Raw genomic sequence first — 8,177 nt, forward strand, 5'->3', positions numbered from 1 at the left:
TCTCGTCAAGCTGGCCGCCACCATCGTCGAAAAGAAGACCCGGATCATCGTGACCCTGCCGGCATCGTGTCCCCGAAAGGGACTTCTCCTCCTTCTCTTCGACGCCCTCGCCCCACCGAAAACAGCCTGACGCATGCGCCCCGACAAACCCCGAAACATCAACCCGTATCGCCCAAGACCCAAGTCACCGGCCGGCATGCCAACCGGACGCAAACACCGGGTGCGCGCAAGAAAACCGAGACCGGGGAAACCATCCCACGGAGCACAAGTCCGCAGCTTCATGAATTATGCGGGTTAACAAGACCAGCGCCCGGACTGCGGCCATGCAGCGCCCTGTGCGTGCCGGCGACGCAAACCCTCTCGGCGCGTAGGCACAGACAGAAAGACATCCGGAACACAGCGATCAGCTATGGAGAGACTGATGCGCAAGACCATTCTGGCAAATGCCGCTATGCTCGGCCTCGTCGGTGCCGTCGCCGCGCAGGAGGCGTTGAAGCTCGTCACCCTCCTGACCGCGCCCGAGCCGCAGACGCAACTCATGGCGATGGCCCCGACCATGCAGGCGGCGCAGCAGGGAACCCACATCCTGCTCTCCGCGCCCGCGGGCGATATCGCTCTTGTGGACACGCCCTGAAGCGCGATGACCGGCCAGCCGCCCCGCGAACTGAGCCCCCAGAGCCTGACGCGGGCGATCGTGCAGCAAGACGACACCGTCGGAGTCTGCGCCATCTACCTGCCCGGCCGCGGCGAGGATCCCGGCATCCTTCTAAACGGCGCTGCATCCGCCGACGCCGGCGACACGGCCGCGCGCCTCATCGCATCCGACACCCGGATCATGCGCTTCTAAAGCGCCGACCCGCCGCCAAGGATCGACGTCAGACAAATCATCCTCCTGCGGCGTCGGCACGTGCATGTCCCGAACAAGCTTGGCGAGGCATCTTCCATAGACCGCCCATGCATGCAGCGTCCCTGCTCCTCTTCGCAAGATGTCGCCGCTCGTTCGCTAGACCGTCTCGATCTCCCGGTGTCGTATTCTTGTGCTTACTTGGCGCCAACCATAACGGTCTTCCCAAGCCGAAACCAAGTAGCGGTAAGGCCAGCTCATCTTCACAGAGCCTCTCCAACGAACTGCCGACACGGACGACGCTCGCACCGTCACATGCGAGCGTTCTATTTGTCGAAATCCGCTGAAACACCGCCTGACAGGCCTCATTCCAAAAAAGTTCACTCCGCCGGCGCAGCCTCTGCGCCTCGAGCTTCGGGCCGACCGCTCAAGCGACCAAACAGCCGCATCACGACCACGAAGAACAGCGGCACGAACAAGACGCCAAGAACGGTCGCCGAAATCGTGCCACCGAGGACGCCCGACCCGATGGCATTCCGCCCTCCTGAGCCCGCGCCCGTACTCAGGACGAGAGGCAACACGCCTAGGGAGAAGGCCATCGAGGTCATGATGATCGGGCGGAACCGCTGCCGCGCGGCCTGAACGGTCGCCTGCAGAAGCGCCTCACCGCCGACCATCCGCTCACGCGCGAATTCGACGATCAGGATGGCGTTCTTGCCGGTCAGACCGATAACCGTCAGCAGGCCGACCTGAAAGAACACGCCGTTCTCGAACCCGCCGAGCGTCGCGCCGATCAAGGCGCCCAGCACCCCGATCGGCATCGCGAGCATCACCGCGAAGGGGATCGTCCAGCTTTCGTAGAGCGCCGCGAGGGACAGGAACACGGCCGCGAGCGACAGCGCATAGAGCAGAGGCGCCTGATTTCCGGACTGGCGCTCCTCCAGCGACAGACCGGTCCAGGCGAGCGAGAAGCCCGGAGGAAGCTGCGCCGCCAGACGCTCCATCTCGGCCATGGCTTCGCCCGTGGTGACACCGGGGGCGGGAGAGCCCTGCAACTGCATCGCCGGTACGCCGTTGTAGCGGTAGACGCCCTGCGCGCCTTCGCTCCAGTCGCCGGTCGCGAAGTTCGAGAAGGGCACCAGCCCGCCCGAGTCGTTCCGCACGCGCCATTTGTCGAGGTCCGACGGCGTCGAGCGAGCGTCCGCCTCGCCCTGGACGTAGACCCGCTTGATCTGGCCCCGGTCGATGAAATCGTTGACGTAGCGGCCCGCCCAGGCGGTGGACAGAAGGCTGCTGACATCCGTCGCCGAGACCCCCATCGCACCGGCCTTGCGCCAGTCGATGTTGATGTTGAACTGCGCCGCATCCTCCAGACCGTTCGGGCGCGCGGATGCGATGAGATCGCTTTGCGCGGCCATGCCCAGAAGCTGATTGCGGGCCTGCAGCAGCTCCTCGTGGCTCTGGCCCTGACGGGCCTGCAGGTAGACGTCGAAGCCCGAGACGTTGCCCAGTTCGATTACCGACGGCGGCACGACGGGAAAGACCATCGCGTCGCGGATCTGCGAAAACGCCCCGAAGGCGCGTCCCGCGACGGCCTGCGCGCTGAGCGCGGGGTCCTGGCGTTCGTCCCAATCCTTCAGCCGGACGAAGGCCAGCCCCATATTCTGCCCCGCCCCGCCGAAGCCGAAGCCCGCGACACCGAACACGGACTCCACCGCCTCGCTCTCGTTTTCGAGGTAATGGGTCTCGACCTGCTCAATGACATCAATGGTCCGATCCAGCGTCGCCCCGGTGGGGGCCTGAATGATCGTGAACAGGATGCCCTGATCCTCGTCCGGCAGGAAACCCGTCGGCGTGCGGGCGAAGAGGAACACCATGGCCACCGCCAGCGCGACATAGATCAATCCGACCCGGAAGGGGCGCTTCACGATCCATCCGACCATTCCGGCATAGCCGCCCAGCGTCTTGTCGAACCCGAAGTTGAACCACGCGAAGGGACCACGCCGGGTGCCATGGCCCTTGGGCTTCAGCAGCGTCGCGCAAAGCGCCGGCGTGAGGGTCAGAGCCACAACCACCGACAGCGCCATGGCCGATACGATGGTGATCGCGAATTGCTGATAGATCACGCCGGTGGAGCCGCCGAAGAATGCCATCGGAACGAACACGGCCGACAGGACCATGGCGATGCCGATCAGGGCGCCGGTGATCTGGCCCATGGATTTGTGCGTGGCCTCGCGGGGCGAAAGCCCCTCTTCCTCCATCACGCGCTCGACGTTTTCGACCACGACGATGGCGTCGTCCACCAGCAGGCCGATGGCCAGCACCATCGCCAGCATGGTCAGCGTGTTGATGCTGAACCCCGCGACCGCAAGAACGCCGAACGTGCCCAGAAGGACGACCGGCACCGCAAGCGTCGGGATCAAGGTGGCCCGAAGGTTCTGCAGGAACAGGAACATCACGAGGAAGACGAGAACGATCGCCTCGATGAGCGTGTGGATCACCTCTTCGATGGAGATCTCGACGAAGGGCGTCGTATCGTAGGGGATCACGTAGTCGAGCCCTTCGGGGAAGTTGCGGGCGAACTCCTCCATCCGATGTTCGACCGCGGTCGCGGTATCGAGCGCGTTGGCCCCGGGCGCCAGGCTGATCGCCATACCGGCCGAGGGGTTGCCATTGAAGCGCGACTCGAAGGCATAGCTTTCAGCGCCGATCTCGACCCGTCCGACATCGTCCAGCAGGACGAGGCCGCCGCCAGTCTCGGCGCGCAGCACGATCTGGCGGAAATCCTCCGGTGTCTGAAGCAGCGACTGCGCCGTGATCGTGGCGTTGAGCTGCTGCTCCCCGGCGGTCGGGCGGGTGCCGAACGCGCCGGCCGAAATCTGGGCATTCTCCTCTGACACGGCGGCGACGACATCGGATGCCGAAAGCCCGTAAGCCGACAGTTTCGAAGGATCGAGCCAGATCCGCATCGCATAGGGCGACCCGAAGACCTGAACGTTGCCGACCCCGTCGATCCGGCTGATCTCGTCGGTCAGGTTCGATGTCAGGTAATCCGAAAGGTCCGCCTGGTCATAGCTGCCATCCTTCGAGATGAGGGAGACGACCTGCAGGAAGCCGGAGGAGGATTTCTGAACGGTCACCCCCTGCCTCTGCACGGTCTCCGGCAGCAGGGAGGACGCCTGGCTGATCTTGTTCTGCACCTGGACCTGCGCGATGTCGGGATCGGTCCCGGTCTCGAATGTCAGCGTGATCGAAGCCGTACCGGCCGAGGATGACGTCGACGAGAAGTAGCGCAGCCCGTCGAGCCCGGTCATCTGCTCTTCGAGGACCTGCGTGACAGTATTCGCGACCGTCTGCGCCGAGGCGCCGGGATAGACCGCGTTGACCGAAACCGTGGGCGGCGCGATCTGCGGATATTGCGAGATGGGCAAGGTACGGATGGCGAGGACGCCGATCCCCATGATGAGGATCGACAGGACCCACGCAAAAACGGGGCGGTCGATGAAGAAGCGGGCCATCGGTCACTGCCCTCCGGCTTCGGTCGCGGCATCCGTCCGAGCCACGTCCAGCTGGCCGTCCACGCTTACGGAGGCCTGCTTTTGCGGGTCCTGCCGTTCCTCGGGCGTCACCGTGGCGCCCGGTGCGATCTTTTGCAGGCCCGCCACGATCACCCGGTCGCCGGACTCCAGCCCGCCATCCACAATCCAGTCCGTCCCGCGGTCCTGCAGAACGGAAAGGTCCCGGCTTTCGACGACATTCTCGGCATTCACGACAAGCGCCGTGGGATTGCCGCGCCGATCGCGTGAAACCCCTTCCTGCGGGACGAGGAATACGTTTCCGGCGGTTCCTGTCGGCATCTCGACCTGCACATACATGCCCGGCAGCAGAAGCCCGTCGGGATTTGGAAACGACATGCGCAGGACCACCACGCCGGTCTTCTCGTCCACAAGCGGCTCCGCGGCGCTTAGTTGTCCCGCCACCTCGTAGATCGATCCGTCGGCCAAGGTCAGCGACACGTCCCGCTGGCCATTGGCGGCCGGCCCCTCGCGGCGGCGCCAGGCCAGAAGGTCGGCCGCGGATTGCGTCACGTCCACATGGACCGGGTCCAACGTGCGGATCACGGTGAGCGGCATCGCCTGGCTGGCGGTGACGAGGGCACCCTCGCTGACCTCGGAAAACCCGATCCGGCCAGACAGGCGCGCGCGGATCTCGGTCCGGTCGAGTTCGATATCGGCCGTGCGCAATCCGGCACGCGCGGCCTCCAGCGCGGCGGCGGCGGCATCGCGGGCCGCGGTCGCATCGTCTTCGGACGAGGCCGAGGTGATTCCCCGCTCGCTCAGTGTCTGCACGCGTTCGGCTTCACGCTCGGCGGCCCGAAGCTGCGCCTCCGCCTGCGCGACGGATGCCTGCGCCTGCGCGACGGCCGCCTCATAGCTGACGGGATCGATCCGGTAGAGCAGAGCGCCCGCCTCGACCTCGCCGCCCTCTTCGAAAAGCCGCTCGGTGACGATTCCGCTAACCTGCGGACGAACCTCGGCTTCGGATGACGCGTGGACGCGGCCGGGGAGGGTCGATGTCAGGGTGACCGATTGCGGCTCAAGCGTCTCGACGGTCACGGTGGGCGGCGGCGCGTCCTGCGCAACGGCACCCGCCGCGGCCATGAGCACGAATATCGCCGCGGCACCCGCGGTTTTCTTGAAGCCAGCCATGTCGGTCTTTCTGTCGCGAGCCCGTGGAACTTGATATTCGGCAGGCCGGGAAATATTAAAACTCCGCGGTTTCCTAAATCTGGAACCGGAGCGTGGCAATACGGGAAGAGCGCGAAGAGCATGTGCAGCGACGCAGAATCCTTAACCCGCGGATGTTCCGGTCCCGCGCATGGCGACCGCACCAGGGGGCGCCCCAAAGCCATGTCCCCGGCGGATCGGCTGGAACGCATTTTCGAGGCGCTCGACCTCGTGTTCGACCGCTGCGGCCTGAGCGGAACCACGATGTCCGCGATTGCCGCCGAGGCGGGAATGTCCAAGCGCACGCTCTACTCGGTCTTCTCCGATCGTGACGCCCTGTTCGCCGCCTATCTGGAGCGCATCCGCAGCGAGTTCGTTCATGAACTCGGCGAGGAGGATCACGCGCTTCCGTTGGAAAGCAGATTGCGACGCCTCCTCGCTCCGTCATCCCGCCCCCGCCCGTCGGGTTTGCCGCTGGCCGTCTTGCGCGTGGCCCTCGCGGGGGGTGAGGACCTGTCCGAAGCGGCCCGGACCTGCCTGTCCGGATTTGTCCTGCGGGACCGGTCGCTCATCAAGGAAGAACTCGATCGGGGTGTCCGGCGGGGCGAGGCGCACATCCAGGATACGGCCCAAGCCGCAGCCATTCTCGAGGCCATGGTGCGCCCGTCGATCGGAGATATTCTGCTGAACCAGTCGGAGATAACTTGCGAGCCCGCAAAGCGCGACAGGTTCGAAAGCGGGCTGGCGATTTTCCTGTCTGCCGTCTCGCGCTGATTTGTTTCGAAGCTCCACTTGTAGGGCAGGCCTCCGCCGTTTGGATTCCACGCCGCACGCGTGCGCGCTCTGTGGGACACACATGGGCCGCATCCCGGCGCTGGCCGTGCAGGCACCTCGCCCACTACGCGGCCAGGCGGCGCCTTTGTGCCCGGGCTGTCAATTCCCAACGTCAGCACATCCTCCGGTCACCCATCCGTGGGTAGCGGCCGTTCCCGCGCGTGCCGGTCGCGCAGCAGAAGTGCGGTGACTGCCGGCAGTGCGGCCGCTCCGAAAAACATAGCCTCGGCCCCTAAGGCGTCGGAGGCCATTCCGGCCAGCGCCGGTCCCAGGACGCTGCCGGCCGCCGTGGCGAGAAGCGCCGCCGTGAAGCTGAGCGACGGGAGCGTGGGAAAGAGGCGTTCCGACCAGAAGGCCAGAACTGCGCTCGTCATCATGACGTGCACGCCCTGTAGACCGGCCGAAACCACCAACCCGCTCCATCTGCCCGGCGCGATCGCGACGAGTGCGACCGACACGGCCCCCGCCAGCATGAGCAGGCGCAGGAGCATCGGCAGACCGGTCATCGCCTTGATTTGTGCGGATGCGAGGCCGGCAAGCCCGAAGAGACCGTAACAGATATAGACGAGCGCGGGCGTGGCCGCGACGGGGATGCCGGGAACGCCACCCGCCTCCACCAAGTGGTCGGCGGCGAAGGAAATGTAGATCGCCGACGTCGTCCCGTAGGCAAAGCCAATGACGAAGAGCGGGATCGCCGCGAGCCGGGCAAGGTTCCTCCACCCCTGCCGTGGCCCGCTCTCCGACTGGTTTTCGACGCTGCGCAAGGCCGCCCGGTTGCCCAGCAGGGCCAAGGCCGCGGCGACGGCGAAGGACGTCCAGCAATATTGCCACGACAGCCCCCCGAGCACCATTGCGAGCGCCGCGAAGCCGGCCCCGGCGATGCCGACCCCCGTGCCCGTGCTGATCGCGGAGAGTGCGACCGCCCGTCCTTCGTCACGGACCTTCCGGTGCACCGCGTTGTTGAAGGGTGTCCAGGCGAAGCCCGCGCTTGAGGTGGCAAGAAAGACCCCGAACGCCAGAACCGGCACGTTCGGCGCCGACGCAACGATCCCCATCCCGACCGCCGCGGCGACGAGCCCCGTCAGAACCGGCAACTCCGGCCCCCGGCGGGTGAGGAGCATCTGGGCCATCAGGAGCCCGATGAAGAAGCCGGAAAAGCCGAGGCTGGAGACGATCCCGACGGTGGAGGTCGACATGGAGAAGACCGACCTAAATTCCGGCACGAACAGACCGAACCCCATGCGGGCCGGCCCGAAGCTGATTGCGGTTGCCGCGAAGCCGGCTGCGGACAAGCTCCAGAAATGGGTGATGGTTCTATCCTCCGTCCACTTAACCCGGATAATTCACGAGAAGGCGGCGGAGGTGTCGTAACCGTCTGAAACTCTGTATTTTTTGGTTATCGACGCCAAAGATTCAGATTTCAGCAGGACGACCTCCGCCATGACCCAGTCTACGTGCTCCACGCCCCGCCTGTCACCCCTCAATGGCAAGCCGGTCCTGCTCGGGTTTGACGGCGCCGACATGAGCTCCGACGCCGGACTGACCCTGCTGCGCGAGATCGAGCGCAGGGCGGGTCTGGCGCAGCGGCTCGCAGATTGCCTGCGCGATCCGCGTGACCCGGCGAAAGTTCAGCATAGCCTGAGCGACATCATCCGGTTCCGGATCATGATGATCGGGGCGGGATACGAAGACGGCAACGACGCGGCGGCCCTGCGGAACGATCCCAGCTTCAGGATCGCGCTGGAGCGTGGCCCGGAAACAGGGCCGGCCTT

Annotated in this window: 8 protein-coding genes; 5 read left to right on the forward strand and 3 right to left on the reverse strand. The window is 65.6% G+C overall.

Annotated features, from left to right (window positions below):
• Positions 1-421 precede the first annotated feature (421 nt).
• A complete protein-coding gene (locus JSE7799_RS21830) occupies positions 422-634 on the forward strand; it encodes a hypothetical protein (RefSeq protein ID WP_245624884.1) in 213 nt (70 codons plus the stop codon).
• Between the two features lie 6 nt (positions 635-640).
• Entirely contained in the window at positions 641-847 is a 207-nt protein-coding gene (locus JSE7799_RS21835) for a hypothetical protein (RefSeq protein WP_245624885.1), read from the forward strand.
• Between the two features lie 377 nt (positions 848-1,224).
• On the opposite strand, the gene JSE7799_RS12935 is transcribed toward JSE7799_RS21835, so the two are convergent.
• A complete protein-coding gene (locus JSE7799_RS12935; protein WP_055663993.1) occupies positions 1,225-4,362 on the reverse strand; it encodes an efflux RND transporter permease subunit in 3,138 nt (1,045 codons plus the stop codon).
• Between the two features lie 3 nt (positions 4,363-4,365).
• On the reverse strand, positions 4,366-5,553 hold the full coding sequence (locus tag JSE7799_RS12940) for an efflux RND transporter periplasmic adaptor subunit (protein WP_055663994.1): 1,188 nt from the start codon (positions 5,551-5,553) through the stop codon (positions 4,366-4,368).
• A 201-nt stretch (positions 5,554-5,754) separates the two neighbouring features.
• Here JSE7799_RS12940 and JSE7799_RS12945 point away from each other — a divergent pair, with 201 nt between their 5' ends.
• Positions 5,755-6,345 carry a TetR/AcrR family transcriptional regulator gene (locus JSE7799_RS12945; RefSeq protein ID WP_055663995.1) on the forward strand — a complete coding sequence of 197 codons (591 nt, stop codon included), beginning with the start codon at positions 5,755-5,757 and terminating at the stop codon, positions 6,343-6,345.
• A 188-nt stretch (positions 6,346-6,533) separates the two neighbouring features.
• On the opposite strand, the gene JSE7799_RS12950 is transcribed toward JSE7799_RS12945, so the two are convergent.
• Complete coding sequence (locus JSE7799_RS12950; protein ID WP_055663996.1) at positions 6,534-7,646, reverse strand: MFS transporter; 1,113 nt, start codon at positions 7,644-7,646, stop codon at positions 6,534-6,536.
• Between JSE7799_RS12950 and JSE7799_RS21085 the strand changes: the two genes are divergently transcribed.
• Both JSE7799_RS21085 and JSE7799_RS12955 read left to right on the forward strand, forming a co-directional pair.
• On the forward strand, positions 7,600-7,776 hold the full coding sequence (locus tag JSE7799_RS21085) for a hypothetical protein (protein WP_186201936.1): 177 nt from the start codon (positions 7,600-7,602) through the stop codon (positions 7,774-7,776). The genes JSE7799_RS12950 and JSE7799_RS21085 overlap by 47 nt on opposite strands.
• A 69-nt stretch (positions 7,777-7,845) precedes the next feature.
• Positions 7,846-8,177, forward strand: a 332-nt coding sequence (locus JSE7799_RS12955; protein WP_186201935.1) for a transposase, incomplete at its 3' end; no start/stop codon positions are given.

It is taken from the genome of Jannaschia seosinensis, assembly GCF_001408515.1.
Lineage (GTDB): Bacteria > Pseudomonadota > Alphaproteobacteria > Rhodobacterales > Rhodobacteraceae > Jannaschia > Jannaschia seosinensis.

Excerpts from the sequence above, each read along its gene's own strand:
- JSE7799_RS12940 (WP_055663994.1), bottom strand. The coding sequence starts at position 5,553 with ATGGCTGGCTTCAAGAAAACCGCGGGTGCCGCGGCGATATTCGTGCTC.
- JSE7799_RS21085 (WP_186201936.1), top strand. The coding sequence starts at position 7,600 with ATGGAGAAGACCGACCTAAATTCCGGCACGAACAGACCGAACCCCATG.
- JSE7799_RS21835 (WP_245624885.1), top strand. The coding sequence starts at position 641 with ATGACCGGCCAGCCGCCCCGCGAACTGAGCCCCCAGAGCCTGACGCGG.
- JSE7799_RS12945 (WP_055663995.1), top strand. The coding sequence starts at position 5,755 with ATGTCCCCGGCGGATCGGCTGGAACGCATTTTCGAGGCGCTCGACCTC.
- JSE7799_RS12950 (WP_055663996.1), bottom strand. The coding sequence starts at position 7,646 with ATGGGGTTCGGTCTGTTCGTGCCGGAATTTAGGTCGGTCTTCTCCATG.
- JSE7799_RS21830 (WP_245624884.1), top strand. The coding sequence starts at position 422 with ATGCGCAAGACCATTCTGGCAAATGCCGCTATGCTCGGCCTCGTCGGT.
- JSE7799_RS12935 (WP_055663993.1), bottom strand. The coding sequence starts at position 4,362 with ATGGCCCGCTTCTTCATCGACCGCCCCGTTTTTGCGTGGGTCCTGTCG.